We start from the raw sequence: 14,473 nt of genomic DNA, 5'->3' as shown, positions 1-14,473 counted from the left end.
AACGGCGACATTTTTCTCCTCCGCAGCGCACTTAACAGGTGTTGGAACGAGCAACTGATGCGCGCGGCAGGAGCCACATATGAACACCTTCAACCAGGTATCGGCAATATCGGCCGCCCTACCGCTTGCCGATGCGCCTGACATCCACCTCCTGTTCATGGCTGGTCTGATTTTCCTTACGGCCATTGTTGGCGTTGGCAGCGTCCTGCTGCTGCTCCTGCTGACTCCGCTCATCAGGCTGGCGTTCGGGCGTCATCTTCCTCAGGGACGTGCGCGGCGGGACGACGCCACATAACCGCAGAGCAAGAGGCAGCTAGAACGATCTAGACACCACCCGTCCAAGCATGCGAGCATGGTCGGACTAGAACGTTCTAGATGCCTGAATCGAGGAACAACAATGACGTACCTTCAGCACCCGGTCATCGAGGACCGGCCTGTCCGCATAGCCGTGATCGGCGCCGGATGGATCGGCGCATTCCACGCCGAATCCATCGCCCTGAGGATCCCGAACGCACGGTTGGAAGCCATCGCTGATCCAGTCCAGCCTGCCGTGGAAGCCCTCGCGAGCCGCCTCGGCGTCACCAAAATCAGCACCGATGTTGCCGACGTCCTTGCCGATCCGGACGTGGACGCGGTGCTTATCGCGACTCCCCTGCGCTTCCATTCCGAGCTGATAACCGCTGCTGCCAAAGCCGGTAAGGACGTGTTCTGCGAGAAGCCCGGCGGGCGGACCATCGCCGAACTCGACTCCGCCATCGAAGCGGCGGCGAGTGCCGGCGTCGTGCTCCGTTTCGGTTTCAATCGCCGCTACTCCACGGACTTCGCCGCCGCCCGGAAGCTGATCGACGACGGCGTAGTAGGAGTCCCGCAGCTGCTCCGCTCCCTCACCCGGGACCCCGGCACCGAAGCCGGAATCAGCAACCCGGAGAGGATCGCCCCCGGCACCATCTTCCTGGAAACCCTCATCCACGATTTCGACACCCTGAACTGGCTGAATCCCGGCGCGGTTCCCGTGAAAGTCCATGCAGTGGCAGACGCTTTGGTTGCGCCCGAGGCGAAGGCCGGCGGACTCCTGGACACTGCGGTCGTCACCGTCACGTACAGCAACGGCGCCATTGCTGTAGCGGAAGCCAACTTCAACGCGCTCTACGGTTACGACGTCCGCGGCGAAGTGTTCGGCTCTGCCGGCATGGTCACGGCCGGTAGCCCACAGGCCACCAACGCCACGAGCTACACAGCCGCCGGCATCGCGTCAGACACCGCCCGCCTGAACATCGACCTCTTCCATGACGCCTACACGGCAGAGCTGGCCCACTTCGCGGACGACGTCGCCGCACGCCGCGGCAAGGTCAATCAACGCACGACGGCGGGAACCCCTGCCGCCGTTGTCGCTGCTCCCGGTGGCGTGGACGCCCGCAACGCCCTGGCGGTTGCCTTGGCCGCTTTCAAGTCAGCCCAGACGGGGCTTCCCGTCGAGGTGTCCTCGATCGCGGACCTTCGTCCAGCCGAAACGCATTCAACAGCACAGCTTCAGGCCGCAGGGCAGGGAGCATGAGCTTCCGTTTGGCCGTCTGCGCGGAGATGGTTTACGGCGATTTGCCTTTGATCGATCGTGTGCGCCGCATTCACGATCAAGGTTTCGAAGTGGAGCTCTGGGACACCCGCGGCCGGGACATCGCAGCCCTCGCAGCAACCGGCGCCAAGTTCTCCTCCATGAGTGGCTACTTCGGCGGCAGCGTCATTGATCCCAGCACTGCGCATGAAGTTCTGGCCTCAGCCGAGAAGCTGATCCCCACTGCACTGGAGCTCGGCGTCGAACGCATGGTGGTTCATCCTGGCGAACTCGGTGAAGGCGGGCGGGCTGTTCGTCCGCTCCACCGGTCCACCGGCGAGATGTGGTTGACGGGCCTTCGAACCTTGGAACAGCTGGCTGAACTGGGCCAAAAGCACGGCATCGTGTTTGCGCTGGAAAATCTGAACACAATCCTGGACCACCCCGGCATTCCCTTGGCGCGCGCAAAGGACACACTGGCGCTGGTCACAGCTGTGAACCACCCCAACGTGAAGATGATGCTGGATCTCTACCACGCACAGATCGGCGAGGGGAACCTTATTGAGCTCGTGCGCTCAGCCCAGCCTTATACGGGCGAGATCCAGGTTGCCGACGTGCCGGGCCGCTTCGAACCAGGGACAGGCGAGATCAACTACCCGGCCATCGCCCAAGCGCTCCGCGACGCCGGGTACACGGGAGTGATTGGCATGGAGGCCAGTGCAATCGGTGGTCAGGGCATCCAGGCGGGCGACGCAGCGTTGGCAGCCTTCCGCGCTGCGTTCTCACCCAACTGAGGGACAGCACACGTCGCTACGGCTGCCCATAGCGACATGTGCTGTCCCCTACTTGGGTCAGTACTTGATCGGTTCCATGCGGCCGCTGCGAAGGGATATAACCGCAGCTTCGGCTATGGCCTGAGCCTTGAGTCCGTCTTCGAGCGACGGCATGGAATCCGATCCTCCCTGCAAGGACGAGACGAAGGCAGCGAGCGCCGCGGCATACGTCGGTTGCACGCGTTCGAACCACCCGGGATGCAGCCCATCGTCTACCACGGAGCCACCGCTGTAGCGGGAAACTGCTCCGTTCCTGTGGCGGCGGGCCTCCACCATCCCGGTTGAGCCCATGATTTCGATGCGTTCGTCGTATCCATATCCAGTCCGGCGCACAGAATCGATCTGCACCAAAGCACCTCCGGGCAGCCGCAATGTGACCGCGGACGTGTCGACGTCGTCGTACTTTACGATGCCCGGCTCCGCCAAGGCCGAACCTGTCGCGAAAACCTCTACCGGGTCCAGGCCGCTGAGCCAGCGCGCGAGATCGAAGAAATGCACGGTCTGGTCGCGCATCTGGCCGCCTGAGGTGGCGATGTAGGACATCGGAGGCATGGACGGGCCGCGCGATGTCAGCTGGATCAGCTCCACATTGCCGATCTGGCCTGAATCCACCACGCGTTTAAGCTCGGCATAATCGCGATCGAACCGACGATTGAAATCGACCATCACGGGTACGCCAGTCTCCTGCGCAAACGAAGCGACATCGCGGGCGTGGTCAAGGTCCAAGTCGATCGGCTTCTCGCAGAGCACTGCGATCCCAGCCGCGGCAGCGCGGCGGAGGTGCCCGGCGTGGGTATCGGTGGAGGAGGCGATGAACACTGCGTCAATCGCCGAAGCATCGAAGACGTCATCCAGGGCCGCGGCTACAGCAACCCCGTGCATGCCGGCCAGGGACTGCGCACGTTGCTGGTCGACGTCGTAGACGAGGCGAAAATCGATGCCGGGATGGGCGGCGAGGTTGGTGGCGTGGACGGAACCGATGAAGCCGGCCCCGATGAGCGCGAAACGGAGCTTCATCACACTGCTGCTTTCTCTGTGAGGGCGGGTTTCTCCGTGAGAGTGGCGGCCGTCCCTGCGAAGGCCGGCACTTTCCAAGCCGAGTCCTCGTGATGCGATGCGGCCACGGCCTCGACAAATTGGACGCCGATCAGCCCATCGATGCCGGTGGGGAAGGACAACTCACGGTCGGGAAGGGCCAAGCCGTCGCGACGGGCGCGCAGGACCTCGGCGAGGTCCGAATAGAAGTTGGCGAAGGCCTCAAGGAAGCCCTCCGGGTGGCCGAGACCGACCCTGGTAAGCCGGGACGCGTCGTCGTGCAAGCTGCTTAGGCCGTGAGTGAGGAGGGTTGTGGCCCCGGCCAGGTCCTGGACTTTGAGATGGTGCGGGTCCTCGTGCTGCCACTCAAGGCTGCCTTTATCGCCGTAAACACGGATGCGTAGCCCGTGATTGTGGCCGGTGGCAGCCATGCTGGCCCAAACGCGTGCGGGGACACCCCCGGACATCTCCAACTCCACCGTTGCGTGGTCGAATACCCGACGTCCTGGAACCAGCGTTTTCAGGCGGCCGGAGAGGCGCCCTGCTTCCAGCCCGGTGATGTAGCGGAGCAGGTGGAAGGCATGCGTGCCGAGGTCTCCGACGACGCTCGGGAACCCCGCGATGTCAGGATTGGTACGCCAAAGGGCCTGCTTGTGGCCAGACTCCTCCAAGGGCGTGGCCGCCCAGCCGGAGGCATGCTCGACGTCGGCAAACCGGATGGTGCCCAGTTCACCATTGCGGACCATGCGGGCAGCTTGGCGGACCATGGCGTAGGCCGAATAGCAGTGCGGAACAGCGAGAATGGCGTCGTTTTCCGCAGCGATCCGGACCAGTGCGGCTGCTGTGGCTGAATCCCTGGTCAGCGGCTTCTCGCACACCACCGAGATGCCCGCTTCGAGGAACGCGCTGGCGATCTCGAAATGGCTGTCGTTGGGCGTCGCCACCACAACCACGTCCACGCCGTCTTCGCGCGCCGACTCTACCGCGGCCATTTCACGGTAGTCCGCATAGTTTCGGTCCTCAGGCACCCCGAGCTCGACGGCGGTCGCCCGCGAAGCGCTGGCATCCCGCCCAAAGACTCCTGCCTGCAGCTCGAAATGGTCATCCAAGCGCATGGCGTAGCGGTGCGTCTTGCCGATGTCCGCGCCAACGCCTCCTCCGACCATGCCGGCGATCAGACGGCGTGTATTGGGTGCACTCATGGAGATCCTCTTTGATGTTTTGGAATTTACTTGGACCGGTCCATAATGGAGTCTGAGAAGGCGCGGCGTCAAGCCCTCTAAGCTAGGAACGAACCGACAGACCGGAACGAGACCCCCATGCCTGATGCACCATCCCCCGCCGGCGCGCCGGGAACCAAGCCAACCATCCGCGATGTCGCAAGCGCAGCGGGTGTTTCCAAGTCCTTGGTTTCCCTCGTCCTGCAGGGCTCTGCCAACGTCAGTGAGAGCCGCCGTCGTGCCGTCATGGAAGCCATGGAAAACCTGGGTTACAGGCCCAACCGACTGGCCCAGCGACTCTCCGGGCCGCGCAGCGGAACCATCGGCGTCATGCTCAACGACATCCGGAATCCGTGGTTCGTGGAACTTCTTGAGGGACTCACGGCGGCGCTGCATTCGGCGGGCGTTTCACCGGTTCTCGCCGATTCATACACTGACCAGCGGGTGGGCCGGAGTTCGGTGGAGACGCTCCTGGAGCAACGAGTGGATGGCCTGGTGGTAGTGGGAACCACCAACGAATCTGCCGCGATCGAGAAGGCTGCCCAAAGCTTCCCCGTGGTCCTCGCCGGGACCCGCGAACCGGTACTTGCCGGCGTCGACATCGTGGTCAATGATGACGACGCCGGTGCGCGTCAGGCGACCGAGCATCTCATCGCGCTGGGTCACCAGCGCATTGCGCACCTTCAGGGGCCAGGTGAAGTGGGGAAGCTGCGGCGGGCCTCGTTCGAACGCAGCATGCACGACGCCGGGCTGGAACCTCTTGCGGTACCGGGCGGCGGAATGAGCGAAGAGAGCGCCTACAGCACAGCGAGCAGGTTGCTGGCTGGCCCCGAGAGGCCCACTGCGATTTTCGCGTACAACGACGTCGCGTGCATCGGCGCTCTTTCGGCTGCAGACGACCTCGGACTTTCCGTGCCCGACGACCTCTCACTGGTGGGTTACGACAACACTTACCTGGCCAAAATCCGGCACCTGTCGCTGACGTCCGTGGACAACGGCAACCTCGCCGTGGGCGTCGAGGCCGGCAAGTTCATCCTGGAGCGGCTCACAACTCCCGATCTCCCTGCGCGGCTGCACTTGGTGCCGTCCCAACTCCAGGTCCGGGGGTCGAGCGGGCAGGCTCCGGCTTAGGGCCAACGCCGTTCGCGCCGCGCCCGCGCTCCCGCAGCAGCAACACCCCGGCATTGGCCGCGACGATCAGCCCGATCCCCACCCACTGCCCCGCGGCCAGGTCCTGATGCAGGATCACGGCACCGATGACGGCAGCAAACACAGGGTTGATGCTCATGAGCACGCCGAACATGTTCGCGGGGACCCGTCGCAGCGCGATGAGATCGGCCACGTAAGGCAGCACGGAGGCGAAGATTCCGGCCGCCACAGCACACAGAACCGCCAAGCCGTTGATCGGCTGGCTGATGAAAACCACGACGGCGACAGGCAGGAACAGCGTCGCCGACACTCCTGTTGCGGCTGCTGTGCCCTGGATACCCTGCACTCTTTGGCCCACGGTCCGGTTCAGGAGGATGTAGGCGGCCCAACTGCAAGCGGCGATCAGCCCCAAGCCGATCCCTACGACGTCCATGGATGCCTCCGGCCGGGTGATGGCCAGGACGCCGAATGCAGCAACCACAGCGCAGACCGCACTGCTCTTTCGTCGCGAGCTGATCAAAGCCACAGCCAAGGGCCCAAGGAATTCAAGGGTGACGGCAAGTCCAAGGCCGATCCGTTGGATGGACGCATACAGGCCGAGATTCATGGTGCCGAACGAAACGGCGAGGAGAAGGACAGGCCACCATTGCCGCCAGCTCAATTCCCTCAGCCGGGGCCGGACGATCGGCAAGAGAACAGCCGCCGCCACGAGCTGGCGCACCGCCACAACACCTACTGGCCCCATGACCGGAAAGGCGAATGATGCCGTGGCGGCGCCAAGTTGGTTCGAAAGTGCGCTGGCCAGGAGGGTCGCCGCGCCCCCGGCCTTCCGGGATGGCTTTACTCCAACTTCGCTGGTGTCGATCATGGGGAAATTCTGCGCTTGGCCTTCGCATCCACTAAATGCTTGGACGAGCCTATTTATGCGGTGGATGCATGAATAGGATAGATGGCATGGATGTCGAGGTGAGGCAATTACGGTGCCTCCTGGCTGTAGTCGAGGAAGGCACATTTACGGATGCCGCTATTGACCTGGGTATGTCCCAAGCGGCTGTTTCACGCAACATCTCCGGGCTCGAACAGGTTCTCGGGGTACGGCTCCTGGAACGGACCACCCGCAGCGTTGGCCTGACTCCCTCCGGCGAGCGCGTCGTCGCCAAGGCACGTCGCGTCCTCTCACTTCTGGGCGACCTCGAGAGGGAGGCCCGGTCCGGTACCGGAAAGATCCGGATCGGCTACGCGTGGTCCGCCCTAGGCGAGCACACCATGGAGTTCCAACGCCGATGGGCGGTCGCAATACCGGGCGTGGAGCTGCAACTCGTGCACTCCAACTCCCCTACCGGTGGCCTTGCCGACGGAACCACCGACTTGGCCATCCTTCGACGCCTTCCGGATGCGCCCGGCGTCGAGCATGTCCGGATTGGCGAGGAGAAGCGGTACTGTGCCATGTCCTCGGACGATCCCCTGGCATCGCGACGTTCCGTAACCATGGCGCAGGTGGCTCAGCGACCGGTGGCCATGGACTTGCGGACGGGCAGCACAACTCTTGAGCTGTGGGCGGAGGAGGGGCGGCCGGATATCGTGCCCATTAACGATGTGGATGATTGGTTGACGACGATCGGCAGCGGGGCGGCGCGAGGCATGACTGCCGAGTCGACGGCTCACCAGTATCGGCGTCGGGGCATCATCTATCGTCCGGTGCGCGACGCCTCGCCGGTGTCCGTGTACCTCGCGTGGTCCACGAAGGATCCGCAGCAGGAGCGCGAGCGGATTGTGGCGTTGCTGACGCGGTTGTACGCATGATGACTGCAATCAGAAAGTGCTTGCGTCGATGACGAAGCGGTAGCGGACATCGCTGGCGAGTACCCGTTCGAATGCTTCGTTGATCTGGCTTGCGTGAATGACTTCCACGTCTGCCCCCAGGCTGTGGGCAGCACAGAAGTCCAGCATTTCCTGGGTTTGCCGGATTCCGCCCATCCTGGATCCACTGAGGTTGCGTCGGAATTCCACCAGCGACCACGCGCGCTGGCTCAGCGGTTTGGAGGGCAGTCCCACGAGGACCATGGTGCCGTCCAAGGCAAGCAAGGACAGATACGCATCCACATCGATGTCCGCAGAGACGGTGTTGATGATCAGATCCAGCTGGCCCTTCAAATATTCGAAGGTTGCGGGTTCGGATGTTGCGTAGTAACTGTTGGCGCCGAGCCGGACGGCGTCCTCCTGCTTTTTGAGCGATTGGCTGAGCACCGTGACTTCAGCTCCCAAAGCCGCAGCGATCTTCACGCCCATATGGCCCAGTCCGCCCATACCTATGATGGCCACGCGCTTGCCTGGCCCGGCCTTCCAGTTACGCAGCGGCGCGTACATGGTGATTCCCGCGCACAGCAGTGGGGCCGCCTCCTGGAGGTCTATGCCGTCGGGGATTCTGAGGACGTAGTTCTCATCCACCACGATGCTTGTGCTGTAACCGCCGGCGGTGGGCAGGCCGTCACGGCCGAAGGAGTTGTACGTGCTCGTGGCACCTTGCAGGCAATACTGCTCCTCGCCTGCACGGCAATTGACGCATTCCCTGCAGGAATCAACGAAACAGCCCACTCCCACGCGGTCCCCCACCGAATGACGGGTGACTCTTGGACCGATGGCTTCCACCACTCCGACGATCTCGTGGCCAACCACCAGGGGGTAGTTACTGGCCCAGTCTCCGCGTGCAGCATGGATGTCCGAGTGGCAGATTCCGGTGTACCTGATGGAAATCTGCACATCGAAGTCACCGGGATCGCGCCGTTCCACAGTGCCCGGGGTGAGGTCCGCGGTGGGAGAAGAGGCGACATAGGCCTTCACGGTAGTAGGCATGTGATCCTTCTTTCGGGAAACGGAAAACGGGAAACAGGATCAGGAGGCCGGGACGAACCCAAGGGTTTTGTCCACGATGTTCTGCAGGGGTTCGCCCTGGCTGAACCGTCGCAGGTTGTCCACGAACAATTGCCCCAGATCGTCGAGGTAGTCCTCGGTGTCGCCGCTCATGTGGGGTGTGATGATGACGTTGTCCATGCTCCACAAAGGATGCCCCGCGGGAAGCGGCTCGGGATGGACTACGTCCAGTGCTGCCCCTGCAATGGATCCGGAGGTCAGCGCATCCATCAGCGCGTCCGTCCGTACCAGCTCCCCACGGCCCACATTGATCAGGTGTGCGGTGGATTTCATGGCGGAAAGGACGTCAGCGTCCACAAGTCCCTTGGTCTGTTCAGTCAGTGGCGCCGCCAGGACCAGGTAGTCGAAGTCCCCGGAGATCCCGGCCAGGTCCCGGGAAGAATGAATTTCGTCGAACAATTCATCCCCTGGACGGCTGCTTCGTCCGGCACCGCTGACCTGCAGACCCACGGCACGGAACAGCGACGCGATTTCCCGCCCGATGGAACCAGTGCCCACCACCAAAGCGCGTTGGCCCTGGATCTTACGGGTGACCCTGTGCTGCCAGCGCTGCTGCTGTTGAAGCTTGAACGAGCCCTGCGAGTCTTTCGCAATATCCAGGACGAAGCCCAGCGCGAATTCGGCAATTGCACGGCTCAGCACTCCGCGGGAGTTCGTGTAGACCACATCGCTCTGGATGAGCTGGTCGAACAGGAGTTGGCTGACGCCCGCTGCTGTTACGTGGACCCATTTCAGCGACGACGCCGCGTCCCAGTTCTCCCGCAAGGCAAGGGAAAACGAATGCCACTGGTACAGGACATCGGCACCGTCCATCGCTTCAGCCAGTCCCTCGGCCTTGGTCAGTCGGACCTCGGCCAGGGCTTCGATCTCCTCCAACCGGGGCGGTAAAGCCTCCCGGTACAGTGCCGCGACAACAGGCCTCTTGCGTCCAGGGGTAACCGTCATGACGACGCCGGTGCTCCCGCAGACTTGGTTGCCGTGCCGGCCTCGATCGAGCCAAGCACATCAATGACATCGATCGCGGCCATAACAGCGGCAGTGAACTCCGACGTCGACGAAGGGCCTCCTACGTCGCGGGTCCCGAGCCCTTCCCGCAGTGCGGACTCGAAGGCCAGCTGCAGGTGTTCAGCAGCCTCCGGGTGGCCCAGGTGCTGGAGCATCATTGCGCCGGACCACATCTGGCCCACAGGGTTTGCCAGTCCCTTGCCCGCGATGTCCGGCGCAGATCCGTGCACCGGTTCAAAGAGGGATGGGAAATCACCTTCGGGGTTCAGGTTCGCGCTGGGCGCCACACCGATGGAGCCGGTGACGGAGCTGCCCAGGTCCGAGAGGATGTCGCCCAGCAGGTTCGAGGCAACAATGACGTCCAGGGTCCAGGGTTTGAGGACCAGGTGCGCAGCCAAGGCGTCCACCAGTTCGCTGGTGAGCGTCACGTCAGGGTAGAGGCGGGTGGTTTCTTCCACTACCTCGTCCCAGAAGGGCATGGTGTGGATAATGCCGTTGCTCTTGGTGGCCGAGGTGAGGTGGCCCCTGCGGGAGGACGCGAGCGAGGCGGCGTAGTGCGCGGCCCGTGATACTCCCAGGCGGGTGAAGATGGTTTCCTGGACTGCGGTTTCGTGGGGCAGGCCGCGGTACATGCGTCCGCCGACCTCCGAGTATTCCCCTTCGTTGTTTTCACGCACGATGAGGATATCGATCGGTTCCTTGTTCGCCAGGGGCGACTTCACGCCGTCGAGCGTTTTTACCGGACGCAGGTTGATGTACTGCTGGAATTCGCGGCGGATGGGAATCAACAACCCCCACAGCGATTCAGCGTCGGACACCTCCGGGGAGCCCACGGCACCCAGGAAAATGGCGTCATGCTGCGCCAGCTGCTCCAGGCCGTCCACCGGCATCATGCGTCCGTGCTGGGCGTAGTAGTCAGATCCCCAGTCGAAGTGCGTGAACTTCAGGTTGATGGAGTGGATTTCAGCGATTCGTTCCAGGGTTTCGATGGCCGCGGGGACCACTTCCTTGCCGATACCGTCGCCGGCGATGACCGCGATTTTGTGGGTAGTCATGATGCATTCCGTTCTGAGGTGCCCGTCAGCTGCTGCCAGCGGGTGGCGGCCTCCGCCAGTTTGATAATGGTGCTCTTGGGCTCGGTCATTTCCCGGACTGCGTGCTTGACCCCTTCACGGCCCACGCCGGACTTCTTGAACCCGCCAAAAGGCATCGAGTCGATCCGGACGTCGCTGGTCTCGTTGATGACCACCGCCCCGACGTGCAGCTTGTCGGCAATTGCCAGGGCCAGGTCAATGGATTCGGTGAAGACACCGGCCTGGAGCCCGTATTCGGAGGCATTGGCCGCGTGGATGGCGTCAGAGATCTGGATGAAGGGCATGATGCTGACCACGGGGCCAAACACCTCTTCAACGATGACGCGGGCGTCTGCCGGAACATCTGTCAGCACGGTTGGCTGGTAGAAGGCGCCGTGGCGCTGACCGCCCACACGAACGGTGGCGCCCGCCGCTTTGGCTTCCTCCACCCACGCCTCCACCCGGCGGGCCTCGGCTTCTGTGATGAGGGGACCGATGTCGGTGTTGCGGTCCATCTTCTCTCCGACGCGGAGCGCGCGGGTCCCCGTGAGTACCTTTTCAACGACTTCGTCGAACAGCGAAATGTGGACGTAAACGCGCTGGACGGACAGGCAATTCTGGCCAGCCACACCGAACGCCCCGGCGACGATCGCCTCAGCAGCGGTTGCCGGTTCGGCGTCGGCGCAGATGATCGTAGCGTTGTTGCCGCCCAGCTCCGAAAGGATCTTCTTGGCGCCTGCAGCGGCAGCAATCCGGTCCGCCGTCGCCGGCCCGCCGGTGAAGGAGATGAGGTCCACCTGGGGGTCGGTCACGATCGCTTCGGACACCCCGGGTCCGGACACGATCGCGGCAATGCGACCTGTCGGAACGCCGGCCTCAAGCAACAGCTGAACGAAAGCCAGCCCGGTCAGCGGTGTGCGGCCCGAGGGTTTAAGTACGACGCCGTTGCCTCCGATCAGCGCCGGGCCCAGCTTGTGTGCCACGAGGTTCAGCGGATCGTTGAAGGGCGTGATGGCGGCGATGATGCCAACAGGTTTCCGGCTGTACCAGCCGATCTTGTTGCCTCCGGCCATGCTGTCCTCAAAGCCGAGAGTCTCCCCGACGAGTTCGCTCGACGCTGCCGCCGAAAGCCGCAACGTCTCGATGCACCGGCGCACTTCACGCTCGGCCTCGTTGATGGTCTTGCTGCTCTCCGCGGCAATAATCTCCGAGAAGCGGACCGACTGCTCAGCCAGGAGCACCGCGGCCCTTTCCAAGGCCTCGCGGCGTTCCCGCAGAGGCCATTCATCATCCAGGAGGTGGCGGTGAATATGGGCAACCGCCCGACGGACATCCTGCAGGGTTGAAGAACACACAGTGCCCAGCAGCAGGCCGTCTTCAGGGTCCCGGACTTCCAGGATCCTGTCAGCGGTCTCCCACAGGCCTTCGAGGAACGCACCACCGGGAAGGGCCGCAACGTTTGCCCGCCTGTAGGCCGTTTCCTCAGCTGTTTTTGGGCGCGCTCCAGCGACGGTTGTTGATGAACTCATGGGAACCTTTACCTTGCCTGGCTAGCGGGATGTCTACTTGATACGGTCGATGATCTTCGCGGCTCCACCAATGAAGGGCAGGAACCATGGCGGGCCGAAGTGGCCGGGCACCGGCGGGTTCTTCAGGTCTTCCCACACATTTGCCGACTTGTCGCCAGCCATGTAGTGGGCCATCCGCTTACCCATGTGGGCCGCCATCTGAACACCATGGCCGCTGTAGCAGAGGGAGTAGAAGAGGCCGTCGTGCTGGCCGGCATGGACCATCTGGTCCATGGAGAGATCCACCAGTCCACCCCAGATGTAGTCCACCTTGGCCTTGGAGAGGTACGGGAAGAGCTCAGTCATGGCCTTGTGCAGGATTTCGGCGCTCTTGACGTCCGAGTCCGGGCTGGACAAAGCGAATCGGGCCCGGCCACCAAACAGCAGCCTGTTGTCCGGCGTGATCCTGAAGTAGTAGGTCAGCATCTTGCTGTCAGAGGCCTGGCGCCTGTTGGGCAGGATACGATTCACTACCTCTTCGGACAGAGGCTCCGTGCAGATGATGAAGCTGCCCACCGGGATCACGCGACGCTGCAGCCACGGGGTGACGTTGCCGGTGTAGCCGCTGGTGGCGACCAGCACCTGCTTGGCCCGGGTAATTCCACGGGTGGTGTGCACATCGTGCACTGTCCCGGAGACCTTGTTCAGTTCGGTGACGGATGCGTTCTCGCAGATGGCCGCGCCGTTGTCGGCTGCCACCTTCGCCAGGCCGTGCACAAACTTCCCTACGTGGAGCCCGGCACCCAGCGGATCCATCATGGCACCCTGGTAGAAGTCCGTGCCGATTTCGCTGTGGATCTCGGACTTGGGGATGACCTTTACGTGGTGGTCGACCAGGTTGGCGAGTAGCTCCTGGGACTTCAGGAAGCCGTCGTAGTGGGACTTGTGGAACGCGAGGGAGAGCTTGCCGAAGCGCTTGAAGTCGCAGTCGATGCCGTTGTCGTGCACCAGCTTCTCGATGGTTTCGATCGCGTCGTTGTATTCGCGGAACATCTCAACTGCCCGCGGAGCCCCGTAGCGCTTGACTGCCGTGCTGAAGCCAATGGCCAAACCGGTCGTAGCCATTCCCCCGTTACGGCCCGAAGCACCCCAGCCAACGGTGTGGCGTTCGAAAACGGCCACGCTGGCGCCCTGCTTGGCGAATTCAAGGGCTGCTGACAGCCCAGTAAAACCGGCACCGATAATCGCAACATCAACGTTTTCCGGGACCGGAGTGCGGCGGTAATCGCCGGAAGGCTCTGCGGTATCGAGCCAGTAGGGAACAAGTTTCACGGTATGACCTTTCGCTTGGAAGTCGGTTTAGAGGCCGAGGTGCTTGTTGAGCTCGTCCAAGGACTTAACAGTGTTGAGGTCGTAGCCCTGGCCAATGGGGTCATAGCCGCGGTCCAGCATCCAGAGGTTGCGGAAGCCCATGTCATGCATCGGGTGCATGTCGTACCGGGTGTGCGAGGAGACGTGCAGGAAGTCCTCCGGCTTGGCGTTCAGGGTATCGAGCATGTACTCGAAAGCCTGGTAGCGCGGCTTGTAGGCCTGGGCCTGCTCAGCGGTGAACACGGCGTGCCACTCTGCACCGAGCTTGGGAATACTGATGTCCAGGAAGCTGGTGTCAGCGTTGGACAGAGCCACAAGCTGGTAGTTGTCGCCCATGAGCTTCAGGGGGGCCGGCACGTCCTCGTGGGCAACCCAACCACGGACAGCGTCAGCGAACGCTGCGCCGGCCCCTTCGGTGGGCCCGATGCCCCAGCGCTTGCACACCCGGTCAAAGGAGTCCTGCAGGATCGCCTCATACGGTTTGTAGTCGCCCAGGACCTCATCGAAGCGGTAGCCACGGAACTGCTTCTTGAACGTAGGCCACTGCTCGTCGGAGATGCGTCCATCAAGCAGCCGCCGGGTGGTGGGATCGATGTCGAAGTTGATCAGCGTGCCGTAGACATCGAAGGAGATGTACTTAGGCCGGAAGTTGGTCTCTGCCATGGGGTTTCCGTTCTTTTAGGGAGATGGAAGGGGGGCTTATGGTTCGACTCTAGGTGTCCAAATTGTAAATTGTCAACAGTTTCTAGGCGGTATTTAGAACGGTTCTCAATCAAGGACCTACTTCAAAAAAGTT

14 protein-coding genes are annotated in these 14,473 nt (G+C 62.8%); 5 read left to right on the top strand and 9 right to left on the bottom strand.

The window, feature by feature from the left end; all coding sequences use genetic code 11:
- The first annotated feature begins 79 nt into the window (after positions 1-79).
- From AC1DCM_RS08380 to AC1DCM_RS08370, 3 genes are all read left to right on the top strand, one after another.
- Positions 80-295 (top strand): hypothetical protein, encoded by a 216-nt coding sequence (locus AC1DCM_RS08380; RefSeq protein ID WP_442016389.1) that lies wholly within the window; start codon positions 80-82, stop codon positions 293-295.
- 102 nt (positions 296-397) lie between these two features.
- Entirely contained in the window at positions 398-1,555 is a 1,158-nt protein-coding gene (locus tag AC1DCM_RS08375; RefSeq protein WP_442016388.1) for a Gfo/Idh/MocA family oxidoreductase, read from the top strand.
- Positions 1,552-2,346 carry a TIM barrel protein gene (locus AC1DCM_RS08370; protein WP_442016387.1) on the top strand — a complete coding sequence of 265 codons (795 nt, stop codon included), beginning with the start codon at positions 1,552-1,554 and terminating at the stop codon, positions 2,344-2,346. The genes AC1DCM_RS08375 and AC1DCM_RS08370 overlap by 4 nt, the downstream gene beginning before the upstream one ends.
- A 57-nt stretch (positions 2,347-2,403) precedes the next feature.
- Here AC1DCM_RS08370 and AC1DCM_RS08365 read toward each other — a convergent pair whose 3' ends face one another.
- Together AC1DCM_RS08365 and AC1DCM_RS08360 are read right to left on the bottom strand one after the other, a co-directional pair.
- On the bottom strand, positions 2,404-3,402 hold the full coding sequence (locus AC1DCM_RS08365; protein ID WP_442016386.1) for a Gfo/Idh/MocA family protein: 999 nt from the start codon (positions 3,400-3,402) through the stop codon (positions 2,404-2,406).
- On the bottom strand, positions 3,402-4,622 hold the full coding sequence (locus AC1DCM_RS08360; RefSeq protein ID WP_442016385.1) for a Gfo/Idh/MocA family protein: 1,221 nt from the start codon (positions 4,620-4,622) through the stop codon (positions 3,402-3,404). Before AC1DCM_RS08360 ends, AC1DCM_RS08365 begins: the two co-directional genes overlap by 1 nt.
- A gap of 117 nt (positions 4,623-4,739) precedes the next feature.
- Between AC1DCM_RS08360 and AC1DCM_RS08355 the strand changes: the two genes are divergently transcribed.
- Positions 4,740-5,771, top strand: coding sequence for a LacI family DNA-binding transcriptional regulator (locus tag AC1DCM_RS08355; RefSeq protein WP_442016384.1), 1,032 nt, complete (start codon positions 4,740-4,742; stop codon positions 5,769-5,771).
- On the opposite strand, the gene AC1DCM_RS08350 is transcribed toward AC1DCM_RS08355, so the two are convergent.
- Complete coding sequence (locus AC1DCM_RS08350; RefSeq protein WP_442016383.1) at positions 5,686-6,657, bottom strand: EamA family transporter; 972 nt, start codon at positions 6,655-6,657, stop codon at positions 5,686-5,688. The genes AC1DCM_RS08355 and AC1DCM_RS08350 overlap by 86 nt on opposite strands.
- Positions 6,658-6,743: 86 nt before the next feature.
- Between AC1DCM_RS08350 and AC1DCM_RS08345 the strand changes: the two genes are divergently transcribed.
- Positions 6,744-7,592, top strand: a complete 849-nt coding sequence (locus AC1DCM_RS08345) for a LysR family transcriptional regulator (protein ID WP_442016382.1) — start codon at positions 6,744-6,746, stop codon at positions 7,590-7,592.
- A gap of 9 nt (positions 7,593-7,601) precedes the next feature.
- On the opposite strand, the gene AC1DCM_RS08340 is transcribed toward AC1DCM_RS08345, so the two are convergent.
- Genes AC1DCM_RS08340 through AC1DCM_RS08315 form a run of 6 tightly spaced genes read right to left on the bottom strand, consistent with a single transcriptional unit; the run spans position 7,602 to position 14,340 of the window.
- Positions 7,602-8,642 carry an NAD(P)-dependent alcohol dehydrogenase gene (locus AC1DCM_RS08340; protein ID WP_442016381.1) on the bottom strand — a complete coding sequence of 347 codons (1,041 nt, stop codon included), beginning with the start codon at positions 8,640-8,642 and terminating at the stop codon, positions 7,602-7,604.
- 39 nt (positions 8,643-8,681) lie between these two features.
- Entirely contained in the window at positions 8,682-9,665 is a 984-nt protein-coding gene (locus AC1DCM_RS08335) for a D-2-hydroxyacid dehydrogenase (RefSeq protein ID WP_442016380.1), read from the bottom strand.
- A complete protein-coding gene (locus tag AC1DCM_RS08330) occupies positions 9,662-10,780 on the bottom strand; it encodes a tartrate dehydrogenase (RefSeq protein ID WP_442016379.1) in 1,119 nt (372 codons plus the stop codon). Before AC1DCM_RS08330 ends, AC1DCM_RS08335 begins: the two co-directional genes overlap by 4 nt.
- Positions 10,777-12,327: an aldehyde dehydrogenase family protein gene (locus AC1DCM_RS08325; protein ID WP_442016378.1), complete on the bottom strand. Its 1,551-nt coding sequence runs from the start codon at positions 12,325-12,327 to the stop codon at positions 10,777-10,779. Before AC1DCM_RS08325 ends, AC1DCM_RS08330 begins: the two co-directional genes overlap by 4 nt.
- A gap of 33 nt (positions 12,328-12,360) precedes the next feature.
- On the bottom strand, positions 12,361-13,638 hold the full coding sequence (locus tag AC1DCM_RS08320; RefSeq protein ID WP_416417790.1) for an NAD(P)/FAD-dependent oxidoreductase: 1,278 nt from the start codon (positions 13,636-13,638) through the stop codon (positions 12,361-12,363).
- Between the two features lie 27 nt (positions 13,639-13,665).
- On the bottom strand, positions 13,666-14,340 hold the full coding sequence (locus AC1DCM_RS08315; protein WP_477517959.1) for a haloacid dehalogenase type II: 675 nt from the start codon (positions 14,338-14,340) through the stop codon (positions 13,666-13,668).
- Positions 14,341-14,473 lie beyond the last annotated feature (133 nt).

This window comes from Paenarthrobacter sp. 10N417 (genome assembly GCF_056394745.1).
This window is presented reverse-complemented; position numbering and strand designations above follow the sequence as displayed.

Bases quoted from the DNA above. Each gene is read 5' to 3' on its own strand.
- AC1DCM_RS08380 (WP_442016389.1), top strand. From the start codon at position 80: ATGAACACCTTCAACCAGGTATCGGCAATATCGGCCGCCCTACCGCTT.
- AC1DCM_RS08315 (WP_477517959.1), bottom strand. From the start codon at position 14,340: ATGGCAGAGACCAACTTCCGGCCTAAGTACATCTCCTTCGATGTCTAC.
- AC1DCM_RS08325 (WP_442016378.1), bottom strand. From the start codon at position 12,327: ATGAGTTCATCAACAACCGTCGCTGGAGCGCGCCCAAAAACAGCTGAG.
- AC1DCM_RS08335 (WP_442016380.1), bottom strand. From the start codon at position 9,665: ATGACGGTTACCCCTGGACGCAAGAGGCCTGTTGTCGCGGCACTGTAC.
- AC1DCM_RS08360 (WP_442016385.1), bottom strand. From the start codon at position 4,622: ATGAGTGCACCCAATACACGCCGTCTGATCGCCGGCATGGTCGGAGGA.
- AC1DCM_RS08370 (WP_442016387.1), top strand. From the start codon at position 1,552: ATGAGCTTCCGTTTGGCCGTCTGCGCGGAGATGGTTTACGGCGATTTG.
- AC1DCM_RS08375 (WP_442016388.1), top strand. From the start codon at position 398: ATGACGTACCTTCAGCACCCGGTCATCGAGGACCGGCCTGTCCGCATA.
- AC1DCM_RS08330 (WP_442016379.1), bottom strand. From the start codon at position 10,780: ATGACTACCCACAAAATCGCGGTCATCGCCGGCGACGGTATCGGCAAG.
- AC1DCM_RS08350 (WP_442016383.1), bottom strand. From the start codon at position 6,657: ATGATCGACACCAGCGAAGTTGGAGTAAAGCCATCCCGGAAGGCCGGG.
- AC1DCM_RS08365 (WP_442016386.1), bottom strand. From the start codon at position 3,402: ATGAAGCTCCGTTTCGCGCTCATCGGGGCCGGCTTCATCGGTTCCGTC.
- AC1DCM_RS08340 (WP_442016381.1), bottom strand. From the start codon at position 8,642: ATGCCTACTACCGTGAAGGCCTATGTCGCCTCTTCTCCCACCGCGGAC.
- AC1DCM_RS08355 (WP_442016384.1), top strand. From the start codon at position 4,740: ATGCCTGATGCACCATCCCCCGCCGGCGCGCCGGGAACCAAGCCAACC.
- AC1DCM_RS08345 (WP_442016382.1), top strand. From the start codon at position 6,744: ATGGATGTCGAGGTGAGGCAATTACGGTGCCTCCTGGCTGTAGTCGAG.